General features: G+C 40.8%; 17 protein-coding genes. 13 read left to right on the plus strand and 4 right to left on the minus strand.

Annotated elements, in window-relative coordinates; genetic code table 11:
- Positions 1-233 precede the first annotated feature (233 nt).
- Both U1E44_RS03940 and hemN read right to left on the minus strand, forming a co-directional pair.
- Positions 234-1,055, minus strand: a complete 822-nt coding sequence (locus tag U1E44_RS03940; protein ID WP_322929746.1) for a universal stress protein — start codon at positions 1,053-1,055, stop codon at positions 234-236.
- Between the two features lie 24 nt (positions 1,056-1,079).
- A complete protein-coding gene (hemN, locus tag U1E44_RS03945) occupies positions 1,080-2,441 on the minus strand; it encodes an oxygen-independent coproporphyrinogen III oxidase (RefSeq protein ID WP_322929747.1) in 1,362 nt (453 codons plus the stop codon).
- Positions 2,442-2,667: 226 nt separating this feature from the next.
- On the opposite strand from hemN, the gene U1E44_RS03950 reads away from it, so the two are divergent.
- The 7 genes from U1E44_RS03950 (at position 2,668) to U1E44_RS03980 (ending at position 15,527) form a co-directional block, all read left to right on the plus strand.
- Positions 2,668-5,445 carry a helix-turn-helix and ligand-binding sensor domain-containing protein gene (locus tag U1E44_RS03950; RefSeq protein ID WP_322929748.1) on the plus strand — a complete coding sequence of 926 codons (2,778 nt, stop codon included), beginning with the start codon at positions 2,668-2,670 and terminating at the stop codon, positions 5,443-5,445.
- Between the two features lie 234 nt (positions 5,446-5,679).
- Complete coding sequence (locus U1E44_RS03955; protein ID WP_322929749.1) at positions 5,680-8,694, plus strand: SusC/RagA family TonB-linked outer membrane protein; 3,015 nt, start codon at positions 5,680-5,682, stop codon at positions 8,692-8,694.
- A 101-nt stretch (positions 8,695-8,795) separates the two neighbouring features.
- The gene (locus tag U1E44_RS03960; protein WP_322929750.1) at positions 8,796-10,337 is read left to right on the plus strand and encodes a RagB/SusD family nutrient uptake outer membrane protein; all 1,542 of its coding nucleotides are present in this window, start codon (positions 8,796-8,798) and stop codon (positions 10,335-10,337) included.
- 25 nt (positions 10,338-10,362) lie between these two features.
- Positions 10,363-12,153, plus strand: coding sequence for a LamG-like jellyroll fold domain-containing protein (locus U1E44_RS03965; protein ID WP_322929751.1), 1,791 nt, complete (start codon positions 10,363-10,365; stop codon positions 12,151-12,153).
- An 89-nt stretch (positions 12,154-12,242) separates the two neighbouring features.
- The gene (locus U1E44_RS03970) at positions 12,243-13,616 is read left to right on the plus strand and encodes a glucoamylase family protein (protein WP_322929752.1); all 1,374 of its coding nucleotides are present in this window, start codon (positions 12,243-12,245) and stop codon (positions 13,614-13,616) included.
- Positions 13,609-14,997 carry a glucoamylase family protein gene (locus tag U1E44_RS03975; RefSeq protein WP_322929753.1) on the plus strand — a complete coding sequence of 463 codons (1,389 nt, stop codon included), beginning with the start codon at positions 13,609-13,611 and terminating at the stop codon, positions 14,995-14,997. The genes U1E44_RS03970 and U1E44_RS03975 overlap by 8 nt, the downstream gene beginning before the upstream one ends.
- A gap of 230 nt (positions 14,998-15,227) precedes the next feature.
- The gene (locus U1E44_RS03980; RefSeq protein ID WP_322929754.1) at positions 15,228-15,527 is read left to right on the plus strand and encodes a DoxX family protein; all 300 of its coding nucleotides are present in this window, start codon (positions 15,228-15,230) and stop codon (positions 15,525-15,527) included.
- A gap of 208 nt (positions 15,528-15,735) precedes the next feature.
- Here U1E44_RS03980 and U1E44_RS03985 read toward each other — a convergent pair whose 3' ends face one another.
- Complete coding sequence (locus U1E44_RS03985; RefSeq protein ID WP_322929755.1) at positions 15,736-16,854, minus strand: hypothetical protein; 1,119 nt, start codon at positions 16,852-16,854, stop codon at positions 15,736-15,738.
- Positions 16,855-16,980: 126 nt separating this feature from the next.
- Entirely contained in the window at positions 16,981-18,357 is a 1,377-nt protein-coding gene (locus U1E44_RS03990) for an aldehyde dehydrogenase (protein ID WP_322929756.1), read from the minus strand.
- Between the two features lie 734 nt (positions 18,358-19,091).
- Here U1E44_RS03990 and ilvD point away from each other — a divergent pair.
- The 6 genes from ilvD to ilvC all read left to right on the plus strand — a co-directional run bounded on the left by ilvD (position 19,092) and on the right by ilvC (position 26,115).
- A complete protein-coding gene (ilvD, locus tag U1E44_RS03995) occupies positions 19,092-20,774 on the plus strand; it encodes a dihydroxy-acid dehydratase (protein WP_322929757.1) in 1,683 nt (560 codons plus the stop codon).
- Between the two features lie 97 nt (positions 20,775-20,871).
- Positions 20,872-22,605 (plus strand): biosynthetic-type acetolactate synthase large subunit, encoded by a 1,734-nt coding sequence (gene ilvB / locus U1E44_RS04000; RefSeq protein WP_322929758.1) that lies wholly within the window; start codon positions 20,872-20,874, stop codon positions 22,603-22,605.
- Positions 22,606-22,655: 50 nt separating this feature from the next.
- Positions 22,656-23,237 carry an O-methyltransferase gene (locus tag U1E44_RS04005; protein ID WP_322929759.1) on the plus strand — a complete coding sequence of 194 codons (582 nt, stop codon included), beginning with the start codon at positions 22,656-22,658 and terminating at the stop codon, positions 23,235-23,237.
- Between the two features lie 4 nt (positions 23,238-23,241).
- The gene (locus U1E44_RS04010) at positions 23,242-23,949 is read left to right on the plus strand and encodes a class I SAM-dependent methyltransferase (RefSeq protein ID WP_322929760.1); all 708 of its coding nucleotides are present in this window, start codon (positions 23,242-23,244) and stop codon (positions 23,947-23,949) included.
- Between the two features lie 132 nt (positions 23,950-24,081).
- Positions 24,082-24,609, plus strand: coding sequence for an acetolactate synthase small subunit (ilvN, locus tag U1E44_RS04015; RefSeq protein WP_322929761.1), 528 nt, complete (start codon positions 24,082-24,084; stop codon positions 24,607-24,609).
- A 30-nt stretch (positions 24,610-24,639) separates the two neighbouring features.
- Positions 24,640-26,115, plus strand: a complete 1,476-nt coding sequence (gene ilvC / locus U1E44_RS04020; RefSeq protein ID WP_322929762.1) for a ketol-acid reductoisomerase — start codon at positions 24,640-24,642, stop codon at positions 26,113-26,115.
- The last annotated feature ends 26 nt before the right edge of the window (positions 26,116-26,141 follow it).

Raw genomic sequence — 26,141 nt, forward strand, 5'->3', positions numbered from 1 at the left:
ATGTCAGGCTTTGAGCTTTTTCCAAAGGATATCGAAAGCAGAAGACCCATGTAATGAAACTACTATTGGCAGTTTCGGGTGAGGTAACATAATGAATTTCGGTTTTGACCTTCTGGTACCAATGAAACTGGAAAACCTGCCCGGAGCACTTCAATAAACTCAGTATGGTATTTATCGAAGGGATACCCTTGCGGCTTGCCTCGGAGATAGTCTGTTTCAAGAACGTATTTATATTATATCTTAAAGGTCACCACCGGTATTTTGGAATGGTTCACGATATCTTCCCCAATGCTCCCCATAAAGAAGTGCGAAAGGCCTTTACGGCCATGTGTAGGGATCCCAACTAAATCGGCATTTATGGTTTCACCGAAATTTAGAACACCTTCTTCTACACTATAATCATTGTAAATTTGAACATGATGCGTGGCTCCCGCTTTTGACAGAAAGGCATCTATCCGTTTTTGGGCATCCTGATGGCTTAAAAATGAATCTCCCGGTATATTTATATAAACCAAATGGATTTTTGCCTTTAACTTTCGTGCAAAATCATTGGCTTTCAAATACGCATTCATATCGGCGTCCTTAAAATCAGAAGCAAACACAAAGTGATCTACCTTAAATTCGGGCATATCGTCTTTTACCACGAGCACCGGAATGTCGGAATGGCGTACTACTTTTTGAGCATTAGATCCAATAAAGATTTCTTTAAGGCCTTCGGCACCGTGGGAACCAATAACCACTAAATCGGCACCGTGCTGGGCCGCTACTTCATTTACTTCCCTAAATACTTTAAAATGTTTTATGATGGGTGTAATGGATATACCCTTCAAATACGGTTTATCTAAAAACTCGGCAAATCGCTTCTTTGCCAGTTCTATAAAAAACACACTTTGATCGATATAAGGGCCTTCTGGTGACGTAAAAACACCTTGCGACAATTCTAACATATGTAGGGCTAAAATTTCTGAATCGTGTTTTTTGGCTAAAGAAACGGCAACTTTTAAAGCATATTCGGAGGGTTCAGAGAAATCTACGGGGACAATAATTCTTTTCATGTTTTCTAAGTTTTTGGGTTATTTCTAAATGGTCATCGAGAATATTTTGGTCTCAGGAGCCTTTCTATGGAGGAGTACATCAAAAGCCATACAAATGTTTCGTACAAAGGGCCTTCCTAGTGGGGTAATTTCAATTAAGGTATCGGAGATTGTTACCAACCCATCATTTTCCATCTCTCGCAGGCGTTCTATCACCAAAGGGAGCTCATTAAATTTTTCATTGGCATGTGCCAAAGACGTTTGCATGGAGCACATTAAATTTAAAATATGACGCCTAATGATCTGATCTTCCTCGGTTAAAATATGCCCTCGGTAAATGGGAATGATCTCATTTTCAACCAAATGATTGTACTCCTCCAAACTCTTTACATTTTGGGCAAAACCGTACCAACTGTCGCTTATGCTAGACGCACCCAAGCCAACCATCAATCGGGTTTTAGACACGGTATATCCCATAAAATTGCGGTGAAGGGTTTTAGCGGCTATAGCCTTGTATAAACTGTCTGTAGCTAGGGCAAAATGATCCATCCCAATTTCATGGTACCCCACCTTGGCCAGCAACCGCTTGCCTGTTTCGTATTGATTTCGTTTTTCAACAGGGGAGGGCAAATCGCTATCTTTGAAACCTCTCTGCCCGTTGCCTTTCATCCAAGGAACATGAGCATAACTATAAAATGCCAGTCGATCCGGCATTAATTCTTTTGTTTTTGCAATGGTCGTTGTTACGTCTTCGGTGGTTTGGTGGGGCAGCCCAAAGATAATATCGTGTCCTACCGAAGTATATCCTATAGTTCTGGCCATGTCCGTAACCTCTTTTACTTTTTCAAAGGGTTGTATTCTATGAATGGCCATTTGTATGGTTTTGTTATAATCTTGTACTCCGTAACTTACCCTTCTAAAACCCAAATCATAAAGGGTTTGCAAGTGTGCTTTTGTGGTATTGTTCGGATGACCTTCAAAACTCATCTCACAGTCATTGGCCTTATCGGCATGTGTAAAGATGCCGTTAATTAGCAATGCCAGATTCTCGGGCGAGAAGAAGGTAGGTGTTCCTCCCCCTAAATGCAATTCCTTAATTTTGGGTTTGTGCGTAAAAAATGCGAGGTAGAGCCGCCATTCTTTTAGTACAGACCTAATATAGGGACTTTCTACATCGTGGCGTTTAGTGATGCGTTTATGGCAGCCGCAAAAAGTACACATGCTTTCGCAAAATGGCAGGTGTATGTACAGGCTAATGCCATCGGTTTGGTTACTTTCATCAAAACCTTTCTGTAGGGTATGAATCCATTGCTTTTCCGAAAATGTATCCCTATTCCAATACGGAACCGTAGGGTAACTTGTATATCGGGGTCCGGGAATATTGTATTTATCGACAAGATGATTCATTGGCAAAACGTTTGCGGCAAAGATAAGCGATGCAGGAAGGGATTACTATGACGGATGTCATATAAGGAAGCGGTTTACGTATGCAAATCGAATATCTTTACAATCCTGAAGATGCATGCTAAAAGGTAATACTATGCACTAAGGACAAGGGAAGGACAAAACAAGTAACAATAGTCAATGATTTTCGTATATTCATGGCTAAGTTTTATAAAAAAATATCCCCAGAATGCCGGGCCTACTTTATTTTGTGATCCGATATATTCCATATTCTATATGGTTGCTTCCGTTATGCCTAATGGCACAGCATATGGTGCCTCCCATTCATAACTATAAAGTGTTTGATTATAATGCCGCTAGTCAGAACTGGGGATTGGCAACCGATGATTCGGGTGGTTTATTTGTGGCTAACAACAAAGGCTTGCTTTATTATAATGGCGAGCAATGGCAGCTCTATAAACTTCCGAACAATACCATAATTCGTTCTGTAGCCTATGTTGATGGGAAAATTTACACAGGATCTTATGAGGAGTTTGGCTTTTGGACAAAAAACGAAGTGGGGATGTTGGTATATACCTCACTTACACATCTTATAGATAACAATGTGTTTTCGAGTGAGGAATTTTGGGAGATCATTGCGTACAAAGATCAAATTATTTTTAGGTCGTTTTTTAAAATATATATCTATCAGCATGATACCATAAAAGTGGTACAGCCCAATGTTGTAATTATGGATATGACACTTTATAAAGACAAAATCCTAGTGGCGAGTGATAGCAATGGCCTATTTTGGTTAGAAGGGAATACGCTGAAACTTTGGAAAGACGACGATTTTTTTACAGATAATATTATCGTAGATCTTGCGGTTTTGGCAGATAATGAACTACTAATAGGCACCAAACAAAACGGATGTTATTTGTTGCGCAATAACCTCCTAATTCCTTGGGATGAAACCGTAAACCGCGAACTGAAATTACATCAGCTTAATAAAATACTCTACGTAACCTCGGGTAAGATTGCTTTTGGCACCATTAAAAATGGTATATATCTGTACAATATCACTACAAAAACCATAGAACGTCTTAATAGGGAAACAGGGCTACAAAATAATACGGTATTATCCTTGGTGCAATTTCAAGATGATCTTTGGGTAGGTTTAGACAATGGTATCGATAGAGTTCAACTACATACGCCGATTTCCTTTTTCACAGACTATTCCGGTATTTTGGGTACAGTGTATGATATTGCGACGTATAAAGATCAGTTGTATTTGGGGAGTAATACCGGTGTGTACACTTTTCTCGATGATAAATTAGAATTTATTGAAGGTTCGCAAGGTCATGTGTGGGATTTGGAAGTACTAGAGGGCGATTTGTTGGTGGGTCACAACACGGGAACCTATCGCGTATCACAAGATTCATTTCACAAGATTACCAGTTATGCAGGTGGATATCAATTTATAAAAGTACCTGAAGAAAGGAATGTTTTTTTGCAAGGTACGTATAATGGAATCACAAAATACCATCGGAATTCTAACAGACTTTGGGAAATAACTCGTGTAGCAGGCCTCGATTTTCCTGTGAAACAATTTTGCTTTGAGAATAATGAAGTTCTATGGGTGGCGCATCCGTACAAGGGATTGTATCGCATAAAAATTAATTCGGATTTTGATGCCATTGTGGAAATGAAAGAATTTACCACCGAGGAAATCCCTAATAATTATAACATCAAACTTTATAATATTAAAAATCAGATTATTATCCAAAGTGATGGGAAATGGTATAAATACGACCCTATTTTAGATAAGATCGCTCCTTTTATTGAATTTAATCCTTACCAAAATAAGGAGTTGCTCCGCACCGATGACGGGCATTTTTGGTTTATAGATAATGAAACCAGCGACGAGCTTGTGTACACAGATTTAAAGCAGGATAGTTTGGTTATTCTTTTATCTACCCAAATGAGAAAGCGACTATCACCAGAAGCGGAAAACCTGATCAAATTAAACGACTCGCTTTATTTTTTCACCCTCGGCGATGGTTTTGGGAAAATTAACCTCAATATTTTTAAGCGCTATTTGCGCGATGTACGCTTGCCATCACCTTCCTTAGAGTATTTTAAAGACGAGCATAACAGGTATTCGCTACAATCTACTATCTTTAAAATTCCACATAAAGAAGCTCAAGATATTACTATTCAGATGGCGGTGCCAGGGCTATTAAGACCCGGTTATTATTATCAACTTTCAGGGGCAAAGGAACAGTCGGCTATAGTATATTCAGGAACTCTAAATTTTCAGAACCTTCCCTTTGGTACCTATGAACTACGTGTGGCAACGCTGGGAATAAACAATGAAACATCGCAGCCGTATGTCCTTCAATTTGAAATAGCACCACCGTGGTATCTTACCAAACCAAGCCTTATGCTATATGGATTATTGGGTATTGGTGTACTATTGTCCATTAGACGGTATAATAGATTAAAATTGAATAGAAAACACAATGAATTAAAAAGACAGATGGAACGAGAACAGAAGGAACACCTTATGAAACTCGAAAAGGAAAAAATGGCGAAAGAAGTCCGATCGAAACAAAAGGAACTCACAAGTACTGCCATGAATGTAGCCAAGAAAAATGAACTTATTCAAGAGTTAAAAGGGATGCTATTGGTGAATAAGGAAAAATTCTCGAATCAACAGCGCTATCGTTCTTTTATAAAAAAGCTAGATCATTCCATAAACGATGACGAAGACTGGCGTAATTTTGAAATCAATTTTAAAGAGTTGCACGAAGATTTTTTTGAAAAACTATTGGCCACGTATAAGGAGCTTACCCCAAAGGATCTTAAATTATGTGCGTATCTAAAAATGAATCTAACCTCAAAGGAAATAGGACCGTTATTGGGCATTACTACACGAGGCGTAGAGATACATCGCTATCGCTTACGCAAAAAACTTGGATTAGATAGTAACGAAAACATTACTAATTTTATGATAAGCTTTAAATAAAGGGGTTTTCATATCCTGTAGCGTGCTCACCTCCGTGTATTTGCGATACATCATTACTACATCATACTGTTAATTATTTAACTTTTACGCTTCTCCAAACTACTGCAAAACGTTGTTTCTACAGGCATTTCAATGGCTTGTGTCTTTGATGTATTTTTTATGTAGGCCAACATAAGATGATCTATTGAATTAATTGGTAATTTGGCATTAATCTAACTCAAATATTAAATAATTATGAAAATAACCCACAGAATTTTGACAATCTGTTTTTTTCTGTTTCAATTGGTGCTTGTTGGTCAAGTCAGCGTAACGGTATCAGGATCAATTACAGATGTCAATGGTGAGCCTTTACCCGGGGCAAGTGTACTACTTAAAGGAACCAATACAGGCACCCAATCCGATTTCGATGGAAATTTTGTGCTTGGCAATATTCCATCCAACGGGACACTAGTGATCAGCTATATTGGTTTCATAGAACAGGAAATAAATGTGAATGGCCGCACTGCGTTGGCCATTGCTTTACAGGAAGATGCTCAGGCATTAGATGAAGTTGTGGTTATTGGGTACGGACAAATTAAGTCCAAAGATTTGACCTCCGCTATAACCACGGTAAAGGCGGAAGAATTAATGATGAACCCTACCGGAAATGCCATGCAAGCCTTACAAGGCAGAGTAGCCGGACTTCAGATTGTAAATAACGGATCACCGGGACAGGCACCCACCGTAAGGGTAAGAGGTGTAGGGTCTTTTGATCCAAATGCTGCGGGACCGTTGTTTGTAGTAGATGGTGCTTTTTTTGAGGACATCACCTTTTTAAATCCCTCGGACATTGCTTCGGTATCTGTCTTAAAAGATGCTTCGGCAGCTGCTATTTATGGAGTAAGAGCAGCCAATGGCGTTGTTATTATTGAAACAAAATCGGGCACGTTTAATAAAAAATCCGAAATTACCTACGATGGGTATACGGGGTATCAAGTGGCTCAAAATGTCTTAAAGATGGCCAATTCCGAGCAGTTTACTACCATTGCGTTAGAGTCCGGTTCTGCCCCCGATGCGCAATTCATTCTCAATGCCATGCAGCGATTTGGTCGCAGTAGGGTGAACCCTAACATTCCTAATGTAAATACAGATTGGTATGATGAGGTTACCCGATTGGGTCTTATTCAAAACCACAGTTTGGGCTTTAATGGTGGCAGTGATAATGCTACCTATTCTATTGGAGGTAATTATTTTGAACAAGAAGGCCTCCTTAAAATGAAAAATGAATACCAACGCTTCAATTTGAGGAGTAGAATAGACTTTAAAGTAAATGACAGGTTAACCGTAGGTGGCAATGTAGTGCTCAGCAATGCCACAAGATATGACGCCGAAGACTCGGCTTGGCGGCAAGCTTTTTTTGCGGTGCCCATTTTGCCGGTATTTGATGAGCTTAACGTAAATGCCACTCCCGTGCGCTATGCCAATGCACAGGATTTGGGTTTTCGAAATGGTCAAAACCCATTCCCATCTATGGATTTTACCGAAAATAGGTCAAAGATCAGAAATGTGCTCGCCAATTTTTATGCACAAATAGAATTTATCCCTAAAAAGCTTACGTTCAAAACAGCGTATAATCACAATTTCCAGACCGAGGAAAGGCGGGAAATTCGGCTACCGTTTTTTATTGGAGATAATTTCCAAAGAGAAGATGCTTCCATTCTTAAGCGAAACATCACCATTTCGAACCAAATTTGGGACAATACACTTACGTATACCGAGGCATTTGGAAAACATAATCTAAGTGTGCTTGGAGGTTCGTCTTTTAGAAACGAATCTTTTGAAATGTTGCAAGCCCGTGGTCTTAATTTTCCATTAAGTGGCGAGGAAGCGTTCTTTTTAGATCAGGCACAAACCATTGTACAAGATGATGTAAGAGATAATGGGCGCAAAGAATTTGGACTTTCATTTTTTGGCCGTATTTCTTATAATTTTGATGATAGGTATCTTTTGTACGGCACCTTCCGTGCAGACGGAACTAATAAATATCAAGAAAAATGGGGCTATTTCCCAACCGTTGGTGCCGCTTGGGTGCTTTCGCAAGAAACTTTTATGGAGAATAATGGAGTATTTGATTTTATAAAACTACGCGGAAGCTGGGGGCGCTTGGGGAACGATAAAGTGCCATCCAGTGAGGGTTCTATAACTTCAAATGTGGTAAATACAGCGCTTGATGATGTGCTGGTATCCGGAGTAAGCACCAGTAGCGATTTTACCGCCCTAAAGTGGGAAGTTACCGAAGAGGTAAATGGAGGTTTGTCCGCACGAATGCTGAACAATAATTTGTCTATAGAAGCCGATTATTATGTCCGTAACACTCAAGATGCCGTAATTCCTGTGCTTCGTCCTCTAATTCCGGGCAGTACACGACAAAATATTGGTGAGATACGGAATTCAGGTTTTGAATTGGCACTCAATTGGAGCAAGAGAGTTTCCGACAACTTTAGCTATAGTATTGGTGGTAATTTTGCGACCTTGACTAATAAAGTGAAGGATTTGGGAGGGCAGCCCTTTCTCGATGCCGGTAGTGCAGAGTTTAGGCAGCGGTCCATTGTAGATCAGTCCCTATTCGCTTTTTATGGCAGAGAGGTAATTGGTGTGTATCAAAATGAAGCTGAAATACAAGCAGATCCGGTGGCCGTTGCCAATAATTTGGTACCCGGCGATTTTAAATATAAGGATATTAATGGCGATGGCGACATTACCGATGACGATCGTAAAGTTTTGGGTTCTTTCTTACCGGACTATTCCTTTGGTTTCAATTTGGGTTTTGAATATAAAAGCTTCGATTTTTCGCTTAGTGGGTTTGGCCAAGGGGGAAATAAGATTCTAAATCGAAAAAGAGGAGAGGTCATCTTTACCACCAGCACAAATATCGATAGGGATTTCGCCATTAATCGATGGCACGGAGAAGGAACATCGAATAGCTATCCTTCCGCAGCCGGTATTCGCAAAGGATGGAACCAGCGACTCAATAATTTTTTTATTGAAGATGGCGATTTCTTCAGGATTCAAAACATTTCTCTTGGGTATACCATCAACAAAAACAGGGAACATCCGGGCTTGCCTCAACTTAGAATCTATGTTACGGCAGAAAAGCCCCTTACCGTATTTGATTATAATGGATTTAATCCTGAAGTCGCCGACGGAGTAGACAATCAAACCTCTCCTGTACCTGCGGTGTATACCATAGGGGTAAACGTAAAAATATAATAGGAACACTATAAATCAAAAAGAAATCGTAGGACCGTTACCTAAGACAACACACAAACAAGCTTGGTTATGGGTTACAGAAACAATAAAAAAATGAACATATGAAACTGCTATTAAAAAACAAAATTCAGATCCTTTGTGCCGTGCTTGCGCTGGCAATTTTAGGATGTACAGACAAATTAGACGAGCCGCAGCTTAACAATAATTTTGCTGGGGGTACCGATTTTAGTAAAACGGAAGACATGAAACTCTCCATCATTGGAGTGTACGAAGCTTTTCAATCAAGGGGTTGGGAGCAACCTTTACTCCTTGCCGTTCGCGGTGACGATGTAAATGCCGGAGGTTTAGGCGATCAACAAGATTTTGCAGAAACAGATCTCTTTAATTATAATAAGGACTACTGGATGTATAATTCGCTTTGGGAGAATATGTATGTAGATATTATTACGGCGCACACGGCCATGGAACAAATAGAGCGTTTTCAAGAATTGGCAGATGATGCCGGTGTGGCACAAGGAAGCCAATTTATTGCAGAAGCCAAAGTGCTAAGAGCGATAATGCTGTTTCATATTTCGCAAACGTGGGGTGCTGTTTTTATTCCAGAATCCTCAGATACAGCCGAACTTTTATCGGTTACCGAAATTCCGACCCAAACGGAAGTGATGCAACATATTTCGGATCAAATGGACGAAGCCATACCGTTTCTTGCACAAGGGCGTCCCAACACGCGTACCGATATTCCGGGCGGAGTCACAACACATACCGCATTGGCGATTAAGGCCATGGCAAATCAAGAACTCGAAAACTATCAGGTGGTAGCTGATGCCGCTGGGCAAATTATCAATTCCGGTGCTTTTAGTCTTTTTCCCGATTACTATGAATTGTTTAAAACCCCGGGGAAATTGAGTAATGAAGTGTTGTTAGATATGCAATTTTCAGATTTCGGACAAGGCGAAGGAGATCGGAGAGGGCACCTTTTCGATCCCTATGGCCCTGAGAATTGGACACCCGCAGTTACCGGTGCAGGGAGCGGTTGGGGCTTCTTTGAGCCCAGTATGAAATTCATTAAATTTATGTTGAGCCGCGGGGAAACGGTACGCTTAGAAACAAGTGTCCTATTTACAGATCGCGGTATTGCCGAGTTGCAGACCGATCCGGCCTTTGCTACCTTACCCGCGTTTGTGCGCAATACGACCAGAGATGGCGATATTATTAATGATTTTTCCCGTGCACTCTTTAGCAGCGGAAAACATTATTTACCATCGGTTCAACTCATTCCGGGAAGGACAGCTTACGGCAGCAATAAAAATTACAATATTATTCGGTACGCCGAAATCTTATTGATGTATGCTGAAGCGCTGACACATGGTGCCAGTGGCTCTTCTATTAGTGCGGATGATGCCGTAAACCAAGTAAGAGCCAGAGCGTCTTTACCACCACTATCTGGTGTAACTCTAGATCAGGTGCTCGACGAAAAATATGCGGAGTTAAGTATGGAATGGGGGAAACGATATTTTGATCTCATACGTCTAAAACGATACGATGAATTAAGTTACGACGGACGCACTTTTTCACCGGACAAAGTATTCTTGCCATATCCACAGGCACAGGTAGATCAGTTTCCAATTTTGGGGGACAATTAAAAGGACAAACTAAAATTCAAAAGAAATGAAAAATTTTAAATACATATTTGCAAGTTGGTTGGCACTGCTTCTATTTCTTGGATGCGACCAAGGAATTGATGGTATTAGCAAAGTAGATCCCGGTGCAGACCTTTCTGCGCCTGTGGTGAAAATTAACTTTCCACTAGAAGGCACTAAAATTAAGGTTTTGGAAGTGGTTACCTCCATTACCATCGATTTTGAGGTTACCGATGATATAGAAATTAGCGCTGTCCGTATTCTTCTCAACGGCACAGAAATAGGAAGTTTTACCAATTTTTTAGATTTTAGACGGGTAGTGGTGTCTGATTTTGTTTACGATAATCTAAGAGATGGAACGCATGAACTCAGCATAATAGGCACTGATATAGAAGGTAAAACTACCACAGCCACGGTAAATTTTGAGAAAGAACCTGCTTACACTCCCAAGTATGCCGGTGAAATTTTTTATATGCCTTTTGATGGCGATGTCATTGAATTGGTAAGTATAAGTCCGGCCACAAGAGTGGGTACGCCAGGGTTTTACGGAGATAGTTTTGTGGGTCTCAATGCATATAAAGGTGCTGCAGATGCCTACCTTACCTTTCCTACGGAAGGATTGTTGGGTACCGAATTTAGTGCAGCTTTTTGGTACAAATTAGATGAAAACCCCGATAGAGCGGGTATTTTAGTCGTAGGGCCGCCGGATTTGGCCAATCCGGGGAATCCAAATAATCGAACTGCAGGTTTTCGATTTTTTAGAGAAAATGCGGGTGGAAATCAACGCTTCAAGCTCAATGTGGGCACCGGTGCCGGTGAAAGTTGGTTCGATGGTGGGGCTGCCGCAGATGTAGCTCCCGGCACGGGATGGACGCACATGGCCTTTAGCATTGCCGCAGATCAGGCCACCGTATATATTAATGGAGAAATTGTAAGTCAGGGAAATTTCCCCGGGATAGATTGGAGCGGTACCGATATTTTATCTATTATGTCCGGCGCACCTCGATTTGTAGAATGGGGTCACCTTTCAGATCAAAGTGCTATGGATGAACTTCGCCTTTTTAACAGATCGCTTTCGCAAGGAGAAATACAGGACATTATAGCCGATGAATCCGGGCTTGCCATTGGATTTGTACCCACTTTTGAAGGAGAAATGTTCTACATGCCTTTCGATGGGGACAATAAAGAGCTTTTTAAAAACACGGAGGCTACTATGGTGGGTACAACCACCTTTGCAGGCGAAGGAGTAAAAGGTAACAATGCTTTTGCAGGAGCCTCAGGTGCTTACCTTACGGTGCCTTCTTCAGGATTAACCACCGAGGAATTTAGTGCCACATTTTGGTATAAGGTAAATGGTGACCCAGATAGGGCCGGAATTCTGGTAATGGGTCCGCAAGATACTGATAATGCGGGATTTCCTGATGTACAAAACCTAAGAACCAGCGGTTTCCGTCTCTTTAGAGAAGGAAGCCCTGCAAATCAGATTATAAAGCTAAATGTGGGCACCGGGGCCGGCGAAAGTTGGTTTGATGGCGGTGCAAGTGCTACCTTGGATACAACCGCAGGAGAATGGGTGCATATTGCGTTTACCATTTCAGGCAGTCATGCTGCGGTTTATTTTGATGGTGAAGTGGTTTCTGAAGGAGATTTTTCTGGCATGGATTGGTCGGGGGTAGATATGCTGACCATAGGATCTGGCGCCCCGCGATTTACAGAATGGGGGCACTTGTCCGATCCTAGTTTTATAGATGAACTACGGCTATACAATAAAGCGTTAACCCAATCCGAAATTCAAAATATCCGAAATTTTGATTTATAAATAAGGGTTAGTTCCCAAAAAAATATCATGGGTTTTACGGTATAATCCCCAATGGTTAATTTACGAATATTGTTGAGTTAGTTGTAGTTATGAGGTTAGTTGTAGTAGTTGTTTTTTTGGCTGTTGTACCCTTTGTTGTTGGGTGCAACGGTCCAAAAAACAAAGAAAAGGAGCGTATAGTACAGACATTACCGATAAAAAAATGGTCCGATGAAGCCTTAATGGACAAGGTGCAACAGCAGACTTTCAATTATTTTTGGGAAGGCGCAGAACCCATTTCGGGCTTGGCGCGAGAGCGTGTTCATTTAGATGGTATTTATCCCCAGAATGATGAAGACGTAATAACCACAGGAGGATCAGGATTTGGCCTTATGGCCATATTGGTTGGAGTCGAACGAAAATTTATAAGTAGGGAGGAAGCCTTAACCCGCTTTGAGCGGATAGTAGGTTTTTTGGAAACAGCCGACCGTTTTCACGGGGCTTGGCCGCATTGGCTGTATCCCAATGGGAAAACAGCTCCTTTTAGCGCCAAAGATGATGGCGGTGATCTGGTTGAAACCGCCTTTTTAATTCAAGGTCTATTAACTGCAAAGGCTTATTTTAACCAAGATAATGAACGGGAAAGGAAAGTAGGGGAGAAAATACAACAACTTTGGGAAACCGTAGAGTGGGATTGGTATACCAAGGGTGGCGAAACCGTCTTGTACTGGCATTGGTCTCCTAAATTTGGATGGGAAATGAACTTTCCTGTAGGCGGTTATAATGAATGCCTTATTATGTATGTGCTGGCTGCCGCATCGCCCACGCATCCTATTTCAAAGGAAGTGTACGAAAAAGGATGGGCCAGAAAGGGAGCCATATCAAAAGATACCGTGTATTATGGGTTGCGAACGGAATTAGATCATTACGAACACGACGATGCCCCGGTAGGCCCTTTATTTTGGGCACATTATTCGTATCTGGGATTAAACCCCAACGGATTACAAGATCAATTTGCTGATTATTGGAAGTTGAATACCCACCACGCCAAGATACATTATGCCTATGCCCTAGATAATCCACTGGGATTTAAGGGATATGGTGAAAATTTGTGGGGGTTCACATCAAGCTATTCCATCAAAGGATATGACGGTCACAGACCTGGAAATGACGAGGGGGTAATTTCGCCCACAGCGGCCTTGTCCTCCATGCCCTATACACCTGAAGAAAGCTTACAATTTTTACGCTATATGTACACGGAACAAGATACCTTGATTGGGAAATACGGCCCCTATGATGCCTTCAGTGTAGAACACAAATGGTACTTGCCCCGCTATTTGGCCATAGATCAAGGGCCCATACCGGTAATGATAGAGAATTATAGAACAGGGTTGTTATGGAGCCTATTCATGAGTAATAAAGATGTTTTATTGGGGCTCGAAAAACTAGGATTTTCATATTTAAGCATTGAAAATAATGACTAAATTTTATGTCGTATTGCTTTTCGGATTTTTTCTGACGGCCTGTACTTCGGATGATGGTTCTAGCCCTATAGGGATTTCGGAATTACCAGAAGAAAATGGCAGTGAAGCACCTCCTGCGGTACCCTTGCCGGTAATTAGTGATGAGGCCTTGTTAGATTTAACCCAAAGGGAAACCTTTAAATATTTCTGGGATTTTGCGGAAAGCAACTCCGCTGCAGCCAAAGAACGGTTTCACCCTAATAATCCGTCTTTAGACGCCAATGTTGTGACAATAGGAGGCACAGGATTTGGATTGATGGGCATTTTGGTGGGTATCGAAAGAGGATTTGTAACGCGGCAGGAGGCGGTAGATCGACTCCAAAAAATAGTAGATTTTCTTGAAAATGCCGATAGGTTTCATGGGGCATGGTCGCATTGGGTGAACGGCACCAATGGTCGGGTTATTCCATTCAGTCCTTTGGATAATGGTGGCGATTTGGTAGAAACCGCTTTTTTAGCACAAGGACTCGTATGTATTTACGAATACTTTAAAAATGGGAGTCCAGAAGAAGTTGTACTTGCTGCTTCGGCAGATCGGTTGTGGAAAGGGGTAGAATGGAATTGGTACACCAATAACCAAAACAGGCTTTTATGGCATTGGAGTCCCAACAACGGTTTTGCCATAAATCTGGAACTAAAGGGGTATAATGAAACTTTAATCGCCTTTGTTATGGCGGCAGCCTCACCGGAATATGCCATAACTAAGGATGTTTATAATAACGGATGGGCTGCCAACGGGAGTATAAGAGCCAACAATTCCCAATACGGTTTTCCTTTATTGGTGCAGCACTCCGGAGCCAATGACTTTGGTGGTCCTTTATTTTGGGCGCATTATTCGTTTTTAGGATTGGATCCAAGGCAGCTTTCAGACGAATTTGTCAATTATTGGGAGGTGGCTAAAAACCACGTAATGATCAACTATAATTACTGTGTAGAAAATCCGTTGGGCTACGTAGATTATGGAAGGGACGCCTGGGGGCTAACGGCCAGCTATTCGCGAAACGCCGATGGTAGTCTAGGTTATTCTGCACATCACCCTAAAAACGATTTGGGAATCATTGCCCCTACAGCGGCAATTGCCTCACTGCCTTATGCGCCCGAGGAGGCGCTGCGCGCCATGCACTTTTTTTATGGTAAAAAAGACCAACTTTTGGGGCCAGCCGGTTTCTACGACGCATTTAGTCCAACCCATGCGTATTGGACTTCGGAGGCCTATTTAGCTATAGATCAGGGGCCACAAATTATCATGATAGAGAATTACCGAAGTGGCTTGTTATGGAATTTGTTTATGCAAAATGAGGACGTACAACGAGGACTTACCCTTTTAGGTTTTAATTTTTGATTGGTAAAGCGGGATATAGGGCATGTAATTTAATTGGCAATACCTTCTACACTTGCGTTAACGATGGCAGCGGCATCCTTTTTGCTTTTTCAAAAAGATAAAGCGAACAGCGTGTGAAAACGCCCTTATTTTTATAATTTGGTAACCCAACTAGGTAGGCAATATTTGTTGTTATCCTGTGATTCCGAGCTGAACTATATGAGTCATTAAAAAGATAAGATCTGGTACAAATGAAAACGAATTGGTTATTTTCTTCGGATGCTTTAAAAGGGGAGGCTAGCGTTTTTGCGCTTATTCGTATTTTTACCGGAGCGCTAATGTTCTTCCACGGCTTGGAGATTTTTAACAATGATCTTATGGTTTCTTATTCGGAATGGGATCAGTTCAAAAATAAGCCCTACGGCTTGGCTCTGGTTTATCTTGGCAAGGGGATTGAATGTGTAACCGGATTGGGATTTATATTAGGACTTTTTGTGCGTATTTCCGCCTTAGTAATGGCATTTCAGAAAAAAGCGAGATACGTTTGGTGAAGTAAAAATCCTTATACAATCGGGTTGGTATTAATTTTCGTATTTGTACCGTATAATTTCCTAGTACTGCGGTACTGTTAATTTTTGAAAACAAACAAAGAGTGATCTCCGTTGCTTTAGGCACGAAAAAGCTTTCTTCTTCATGGTTACACCTGTCTAAGGCAGCTTTGGGATAAAAAAGGAAATGTACACCAAGAGTACTATGGGGTTATAAATTCTTTTTATAGGTGCGTCGCCTTTTATAAATAACGGGGTCAAAATGTTTCCACATTTGGCGAATGGCAACATTTTCTTCCAATTCCGGAGTGCGGTAGCACATTTCTATTTTTTTTTCGGTAAATGTTTTGTGGTATTGATTGAAAATTATTGCGGTAACGCCTTTGTTTTGATAGTCTGGATGAATCCCAATCAAATAAAATAAAACGTCCTTACTCCTTTTTTTGGCGCGCAATAGATGAAATAGACCAAAAGGGAATAGTTTTCCTTTGGCTTTTTGTAAGGCTTCAGAAAATGAGGGCATAACAATGGCAAAAGCAATGAGTCGATCTTCTTTATCGACCACAAATTTGATGTATTCCGGGTTAATAAAGCTGATATATTTCTTTTTAAAATACTCCTTTTGAATTTCTGTAATAGGCACAAAGGAAGAGAGTTTGGCATAGGTTTCGTTAAACAAATCGAACATTTTATCGGCCATGGGCATTACTTCTGACGTTTTGGTAAAATGCAACTCTCGTAAACCGTACCGCTGTTTTATAAGTGCCTGAATTTTAACAAAGAGTTTGGGGTCGGCATTCTTTGCAGGGAATTTGTTTTCCATATATTCCTTTTCCTTTACAAAACCCAGTCGTTCTAAATGGGAAGCGTAGTACGGATAATTATACCAGGTGATCATGGATCCTATAGAATCAAACCCTTCTACTAATACCCCAACCTTATCTAAGTTAGAAAAGCCCACCGGACCCTCTAAATATTCCAACTCGTGTTGCTTTCCAATTTCAGTCACTTTATCAAGTAATAATTTTGATACTTCTGGGTCATCAATGTAATCAAACCATCCAAATCTCATTTTTCGCACCTGCTGTTGGCGTACTTCAATCCAATTAATGATTGCGACTACACGCCCCACAATTTCCTTTCCTTTATACGCCAGAAAAAAACGGGCATCGGCATCCTTAAAAACGGGATTCTTACTTTTGTCGAACGTATCCAATTCATCCGAGATAATGGGAGGTACCCAATAGGGAGAATCTTTGTACAAGCGAAACGGAAATTTTACAAAGGCTTTTAATTCCGATTTTGATAGGGCTTCTTTAATGGTAATCATAAAAATTATATTCTAAAATCAATACTTATACTATATAGCTTTACCTTGTGTTTGGAGACAACAAAGGTATCATTTTTAGGAGGATAGATGTGCTGCAAAATTTCTTAAAAAAGGACGATTGTTGTTTCAAAAGAATTTTTTTAGCGCTTTCGCAATCTTTGTTGAAAGGGTATAAGGTGCATAACGCAATGGGATATCTACCCAATTGGCTTTTTTGCTTATAGGTTTATGATGGGTAAATGTTGTAAAAGTACGCTTTCCGCGATAAGCACCCATACCACTTTGGCCTACCCCACCAAACGGAAGCCTGTGATTCCCTAAATGAATTAAAACATCGTTAATTACGCCGCCACCAAAACTGTAATTGGCGATAATTGTATTTTGAAAGCGCCTGTTGTTCGAAAAGATATATGTTGCTAAAGGTTTGCCAAATTTAGTAAGGCAATGTTCAATATCTGCTTCGGACTCATACGAGAGAATGGGTAATATGGGGCCAAAAATTTCGTCTTGCATCAATGCACTGTCCCATGAAGGGCTGTCCACCAAAGTAGGAGAAAGGTAATTCGTTGTACTATCCCAAGTACCCCCAAAAATGATAGTTTCATCCTTTAGTTTTTCTATAAGGTTTCGGAGATGATCAGAATTCACGATGCGAGCAAAGTGGGGGGATGCCGCTATATCATTACCGTAAAAATAAGTAATCCATTTCACTAATGCTTGGGTAAACATCGGTTTCACTTGTTGATGTACCAAGATATAATCCGGAGCCACACAGGTTTGCCCGGCATTAAAAAATTTACCCCAGACAATGCGCTTTGCCGCTAAATCTATAGAGGCAGATGTATCTACAATACAGGGATTTTTACCACCCAGTTCCAGTGTTACCGGTGTTAGGTGCTTGGCGGCCTTTTCGTATACTATTTTGCCAACATTGCTGCTCCCGGTAAAGAAAATATAATCCCATTGTAGTGCCAAAAGTTGTTGTGCTACAGCAACGTTACCCAAAACGACCTGCACATGGTTCGGATTAAAAACGGCACCTACAATTTGTGTTAAAAGAGCCGAGGTGTTTGGCGATTTTTCAGAAGGTTTCACAATCACAGTATTTCCTGCAGCAACTGCGCCAATTAGCGGCATCATAGCCAGCATAAATGGATAATTCCATGGAGAAATAACCAACACATTGCCATAAGGTTCTTTGTAGATCCAATCTGAAGAGGGAAAATTTACTACAGCAGACCTAATCCGTTCTGGACGAGACCATGAATCTAATTTGCGAATACATCGTTTTAGTTCTGCCAGCACAATTTGAGTTTCCGAAAGCAGTACCTCAAATTTGGGCTTTTTAAAATCGGCATAAAGCGCATCGCAAATGGCATCCTCTCGGACAACGATCTCCTGATATAGCTTTTTTAAAACCGATTTTCGGTACAAAATGGACTTCGTGATTTCGCTCAAAAAAAAATCACGATGCAACGTTCTTATTTCGGAAAATGTCTTCATTGATATCAAATTTAATCAAATTGGGTGCTGCGCTCGTGTTCGGGGGCTATTTTAATTAAATTTACACAGCAATGGGGAGTTCACGGCGTACTACAAAAATCATGATATGTTCTAAATGAACTGTTTTAAGAAAGCTCATAAGTATGATTAGAAGCTATTGGAATGAAAAACGGAAACTAATTAAATTTGACAAAGGCATTGCCGAAAATGCAACTGTAGCGCATTAAAACAGGTGAGAATTAGAGTTCGGTTACCGAATATTGAAGATGGGTGTCGTAGTATACAGTGAAATGGAATTCTGTGCTTAGCGTTAATTTTGGGAGTTTATAATCTGTTTCATTTTGCGGTACCATGAATACAAGGCATACCCTACAAATAGATTTCCTTTAGAGCGTTGTTCGTAATGCTACCCATACCATAGCACATCCTATTTTATTCCACAACGCGCTTTTGATCCCAAACGTTTCGTAATTGTAGTCCTGAGAAGCACTTCACAGGCGAGGTTGAAGCGTGTTTTTTCACAAATGGATTCGGGAGTAAAGATGGTTTCCATAAAGAAAAATAAGTATTGAATATGATATGAAATAGGAATGTAAATAAATGATATACAGTTATATAAGTCTTTTATAATAAAACTGGATTTGAACCTCTAAAAATTGTTAAAAATACGTTGCCATCGAAACAACTATCTTTGAGCATCAAACCTTCTAAGGTTGCTAAATTAAGTGCTATCAATGGAATTAAATAAATACAGTAAAACTGTCACTCAAGATGTCTCCCTACCTGCAGCTCAGGCTATGCTGCACGCTATAGGATTAACCGATGCGGATCTTAAAAAACCATTTATTGGCATTGCCAGTACGGGGTATGAAGGAAATCCTTGCAATATGCATCTAAATGATTTGGCGTTACATGTTAAAAAAGGGGCAGCTAATGCGGGCATGGTCGGATTAATTTTTAATACCATTGGTGTTAGTGATGGTATTTCGAACGGTACGCCGGGAATGCGTTTTTCGTTACCTTCAAGGGATATTATTGCAGATTCTATGGAAACTGTGGTGCAGGCGCAAAGTTATGACGGCTTAATTACGGTAGTGGGTTGCGATAAGAACATGCCGGGTGCCTTAATGGCAATGTTGCGCTTAAACAGACCGTCTATATTGGTTTATGGAGGCACAATTGCCTCAGGTTGTCATAACGGAAAAAAATTGGATATTATTTCTGCTTTTGAAGCCTATGGGCAAAAAGTAGCAGGTACTATAGATGAAGAAGAATTTAAGGAAGTAGTACACAAAGCTTGTCCTGGTGCAGGAGCTTGCGGTGGCATGTATACGGCAAATACCATGGCGTCTGCCATTGAGGCACTCGGGATGTCGTTGCCCTTTAATTCCTCTAATCCTGCCGTAAGTAACAGCAATTTAAAGGAACAGGAAGCGGTAACGGCAGGAGAAGCACTACGTTTATTATTAGAACGTGATATTAAGCCACTGGATATTGTTACCAAAAAAGCACTGGAAAATGCGTTTCGTTTGGTAACTGTGCTTGGGGGTTCAACGAATGCGGTTTTGCACTTTTTGGCTATTGCGAAAGCGGCCCAAGTGGAATTTACCTTAGATGATTTTAAAAGAATAAGCGATACAACTCCATTGTTGGCCGATTTAAAACCTAGCGGCAAATATTCCATGGAGGATTTGCATGCCGTGGGGGGAATTCCAGGGGTGTTAAAATATATGTTGGCCAACGACATGCTTCACGGTGATTGCCTAACAGTTACCGGCAAGACACTAGCAGAAAACCTAGAACAAGTACCGGATTTGGACGAAGGGCAAACCATTGTAAAAACCTTGGATAACCCCATTAAAGAAACGGGTCATATCCGAATTTTATTTGGTAATCTTGCAACGGATGGTGCCGTCGCAAAAATTACCGGAAAGGAAGGGCTATACTTTAAAGGAACCGCCAATGTTTTTGATAGCGAAACAGCAGTAAATATTGGTATTAAAACAGGAAAGGTAAAAAAGGGCGATGTGGTTATTATTCGCTATGAAGGGCCCAAAGGGGCGCCCGGAATGCCCGAAATGCTAAAACCCACGTCCTCTATTATGGGTGCTGGTTTGGGTAAGGAAGTAGCCTTAATCACCGATGGACGTTTTTCCGGAGGATCGCATGGGTTTGTGGTTGGTCATGTATCGCCCGAAGCACAAGTGGGAGGAAATATTGCCTTAGTCGAGAATGGCGATATTGTGGCCATTGACGCCGTCAACAATACCATAAACGTTGAAATTTCTGATGAAGAATTAGCGAAGAGAAGAGCCAAATGGGTTGCCCCCAAGTTAAAAATAGATCGTGGGGCACTTTATAAATATGCCAAAACGGTATCTTCCGCTTCCAAAGGTTGTGTTACCGACGAATTTTAAATGAAATTAGCGTAGCAGTACGCAGTAAGGTGTGGTGGATTCCGATAGGGTAAACCACTAAAAATGAAATACTACCATTTCACGAATTTTTAAAAATATGGAAACAATAAAAGAACGGAAAAATACCGTAGGCAAACAGACTTCAATCAAAATTAGTGGTGCCGAAGCTATTATTCATTGCTTATTGGCAGAGGGTATTGACCTAATTTATGGGTATCCAGGGGGTGCCATTATGCCTGTGTATGACGAGTTGTATAAATTTCAGGATAAGTTAACCCATGTACTCACCCGACATGAGCAAGGGGCAACCCATGCGGCTCAGGGTTATGCCAGAGTAACAGGAAAGGTGGGCGTGGCTATGGCTACTTCCGGTCCAGGGGCTACCAATTTAGTCACCGGCCTGGCCGATGCTCAAATAGATTCTACCCCTATGGTGTGTATCACAGGGCAGGTAGCACGCCATTTGCTGGGATCAGACGCTTTTCAAGAAACCGATATTATCGGAATATCTACACCGGTAACCAAATGGAATTATCAGGTAACAAGAGCTTCTGAAATTCCTGAAATTATGGCAAAAGCCTTTTACATTGCCAGATCCGGACGTCCCGGTCCCGTACTTATAGATATTACAAAAAATGCGCAAATAGAAGAATTTCAGTTTTCGTATACGCATTGCACGGGAGTGCGAAGCTACAATCCCTACCCAAAACCACAAGCCGGAGCCATTGAGGCGGCTGCAGAGTTAATTAATGCAGCCAAAAAACCGTTTATTGTCTTTGGTCAGGGTGTTATATTGGCTCAAGCCGAGGAGCAATTAAAGGCATTGGTAGAAAAAGCGGGTATCCCGGCAGCATGGACTATTTTGGGCTTATCGGCTATGGATACAGATCATCCCTTAAATGTGGGCATGGTAGGCATGCATGGCAATTATGGTCCAAATATTTTAACGAACGAATGCGATCTGCTTATTGCTATCGGGATGCGGTTTGACGATAGAGTAACCGGAAGCTTAGATACCTATGCCAAACAAGCTAAGGTGATCCATTTTGAAATAGATCCCGCCGAAATTAATAAAAATGTAACTGCAGATGTGGCTGTTTTAGGCAATGCGAAAGAGACCCTATCGTTGCTTTTGCCAAAAATTAAGGCCAATAGTCACACCTCTTGGCATAATGAATTTAAGGAAAAGTATAAAATTGAGTATGAATCTATCATACAGCACGAGTTGCACCCCACGAAAGAAGGACTTACCATGGGCGAGGTGATCGAGGAGATAAATATCGCCTCAAAGAACAATGCCGTTATTGTCACCGACGTAGGGCAACACCAAATGATGGCTTGCCGGTATGCAAAATTTAGACAAACCAAAAGCAATATCACATCAGGAGGGCTAGGCACCATGGGCTTTGCATTGCCTGCGGCTATAGGTGCCAAGATGGGTGCTATGGATAGGGAGGTGGTAGCTATTATTGGCGATGGGGGCTATCAAATGACAATTCAGGAATTAGGGACTATTTTCCAGAATAAAACCCCGGTAAAAATTGTGGTACTTAATAACGATCATTTAGGCATGGTGCGGCAGTGGCAAGAATTGTTTTTTGAGAGCCGTTACGCCTCTACAGTAATGACCAATCCCGATTTTGTAAAAATTGCCGAAGGGTATCATATTACCTCCAAAAGGGTTACCGAGCGCAAGGATTTAAAAGTGGCTGTTCAAGAAATGATAGCTTCAAATGACGCTTTTTTCTTAGAAGTTTGTGTGGAAAAGGAAGGGAATGTATTCCCTATGATTCCTTCCGGTGCTTCTGTTTCTGATATTCGATTAAAATAAAAACACCTAATGTTATTTTTATCTTTTAAAAGCACCAAGCGCTTAGCGATATGATGGATTCTTTAATTCAGAACATCCCCAAAATCCATGAAGAAATTGAAAGAAAATCCAATGAGATTGGGTTTACCATGTCTTCGGATCTGTACGTGGGAACCTTATTAAAAACATTGATTTCGTCCAAGCCAAAATCTAATGTGTTAGAACTGGGTACGGGAATTGGACGCTCCTTGTCTTGGATGTGCGATGGTATGGATGCCGATTCCAAGATTATTTCGGTAGACAACGACCCCAAGCTTATCGCTATTGCCCAACAGTATTTTGGGAGTGATGCGCGGGTTCAATTGGTTTGTGCCGATGGGTCGGAGTGGATACAAAATTATAAGGGTGAAAAGTTCGATTTGATTTTTGCCGATGCATGGCCCGGTAAGTACAGCGATATTGATGCCGTATTGGCATTGGTAAAAGTTGGAGGGTTTTATGTGGTTGATGATATGACACAGCAGCCAAATTGGCCGGAAGGGCATGAAAACAACGTGAACCAACTGATTCGGTATCTTGAAAATAGAAACGATATGACACTAACCAAAATGAATTGGTCTACGGGATTGATTATTGCGGCACGAAATTATTGAGAAAATGAATAAATCGACAGTACAGGAAATAGAAGCGCGTTTTGACAACGATGTTGAGAGGTTCTCGAACCTTGAAGCAGGACAGGTGGCCACAATAGATGCCAAAATTTCATTAGAGTTGATTACAGAAGCATCATTCAGATTGGTGCCAAATGCCATAAATTTATTAGATGTTGGTTGCGGAGCAGGAAATTACACCTTAAAAATGCTTTCTAAAATTCCTGAATTAAACTGTACTTTAGTCGATCTAAGCGCCCCGATGTTAGATAGAGCATACCAAAGAGTCTCCGTAGAAACAACCGGAGCAATCCATGTTGTCCGTGGCGATATTCGCAGCGTTTCGCTAGAGAATAATCATTATGATATTGTGTTGGCCGGTGCAGTTCTACATCATCTACGCGATGATCAAGATTGGGAGGATGTGTTCAAAAAAATCCACGCTTTGTTAAAGCCGGGCGGATGTTTTATGATTGCAGACCTAGTAACGCAGGAAACCCCCATTTTAGACACCTACATTTGGGAACGCTATGGTGATTATTTAGAAGGTATTAATGGTAGCGCATATAGAGAAAATGTTTTTGATTATATTCATAAAGAGGACTCCCCGCGATCCATTAACTTTCAAATAGATCTGATGCGAACTGTGGGTTTTAAAAGCATTGAAATATTGCATAAAAATATGTGCTTTGGGGCATTTGGAGGTATTAAATAAAAGGGGTTATATATGACCTAAAATTTCAATCATAGCCCCATTCTAAATAAATTTAATTTAACAATAACAACTAATAATTAAAACACCAATAAAAACAACCCATTTCTCCGAAATGGCGAAATTCTGAAACGTATGGAAAATAAATGGTTTACCATATCAGTATATTCCGAAAACAACGTGGGATTGCTGAATAGAATATCGGGTATATTCTTAAAGCGTCATATTAATATAGAAAGCTTAAATGTTTCTAAATCAGAAATTGACGATGTATCTAAATTTACCATAGTAGTACACACTACGGAGAAATGGGTACATAATATTGTGGGGCAAATAGAAAAGCAAATCGAGGTTATAAAAGCCTTTTATCATACCGATGAGGAAACCATATACCAAGAATCGGCACTGTTCAAAATTGCATCGCACCTCTTATTTGATGAACGTCAAATTCAAAACATTATTAAGGAGAACAATGCACAAATTGTAACCGTTTCCAGAGACTTTTTCGTTCTAGCGAAAACAGGACGAAGAAACGAAATTGATGAAATGCACCATCAATTAAAACCATTTGGTATTATGCAGTTTGTTCGTTCGGGTAGGATATCTGTATCCAAATCAGAAATGAAAATTTCAGCAATTTTAAAAGAATTTCAAAACAGTTAATCAATTTAAACCATAAAAAGAGAATACAAAATGGCAAATTATTTTAATACACTATCCCTTAGAGATCAATTAACCCAATTGGGAAAATGCAGGTTTATGGAATCTAGCGAGTTCTCTGATGGTGTATCGGCTTTAAAAGGAAAAAAAATAGTAATTGTGGGCTGTGGCGCTCAGGGACTAAACCAAGGACTTAATATGCGTGATTCCGGATTAGACATTTCGTATACGTTACGGGAGGCCGCCATAAAGGAACAAAGGGCTTCATTCCTAAATGCGAAGGAAAACGGGTTTACGGTAGATACCTATGAAAACTTGATTCCCAACGCTGATTTGGTCATTAACTTAACGCCAGACAAACAGCATACCAACGTGATCACCACGATTATGCCATTAATGAAACAAGGCGCTACCTTATCGTATTCGCATGGCTTTAATATTGTGGAAGAAGGCATGCAGATACGGGAAGACATCACCGTAATCATGGTGGCTCCAAAATGCCCCGGATCCGAAGTTCGAGAAGAATACAAACGAGGGTTTGGGGTGCCAACACTTATAGCTGTACATCCAGACAATGATCCTCAAGGCAAAGGTTTTGAGCAAGCCAAAGCCTATGCAGTCGCCACTGGCGGACATAAGGCCGGGGTGCTAGAATCTTCTTTTGTAGCGGAAGTAAAATCGGACTTAATGGGCGAGCAAACTATTTTGTGTGGGCTCTTGCAAACCGGTTCTATTTTGTGTTTTGATAAAATGATTGAAAAAGGGATTGCACCAGGGTATGCCTCAAAATTAATACAGTACGGTTGGGAAACGGTAACAGAAGGGCTAAAATACGGTGGCATCACCAATATGATGGATCGGTTGTCGAATCCTGCAAAAATTAAGGCCTTTGAACTTTCCGAGGAATTGAAAGAAATTATGCGCCCTTTGTTCCATAAGCACATGGACGATATCATGAGCGGCCACTTCTCTAAAACAATGATGGAAGATTGGGCTAATGATGATAAAAATCTATTGACTTGGCGTGCCGCTACCGGAGAAACAGCTTTTGAAAAAACACCGGCCGGAAGTGAACCCATTTCAGAGCAAGCGTATTATGACAACGGCGTACTTATGGTAGCTTTTGTGAGAGCAGGAGTAGAATTGGCTTTCGAATCCATGACCGAATCCGGAATCATCGCAGAATCGGCTTACTATGAATCCCTTCATGAAACACCCCTAATTGCAAATACCATAGCTCGTAAAAAATTATTTGAAATGAATCGGGTTATTTCGGATACTGCAGAATATGGTTGCTATTTGTTCGACCATGCTTGCAAACCGTTGTTGGCCGATTTTATGAAAAAAATTGATACCGATGTTATAGGAAAGTCTTTTGGAGAAGCTAAAGGAAATGGCGTGGATAATGCCAAACTCATAGCCGTTAATAAAGCACTTAGAGATCACCAAGTAGAAGTTGTGGGGGCACGCTTACGTGCTTCTATGACGGCTATGAAACCAATTGTATAAGTCTTTTTAACAATTTAGTAAGGTTG

Source organism: Aurantibrevibacter litoralis, from assembly GCF_034651555.1.
GTDB lineage: Bacteria > Bacteroidota > Bacteroidia > Flavobacteriales > Flavobacteriaceae > Aurantibrevibacter > Aurantibrevibacter litoralis.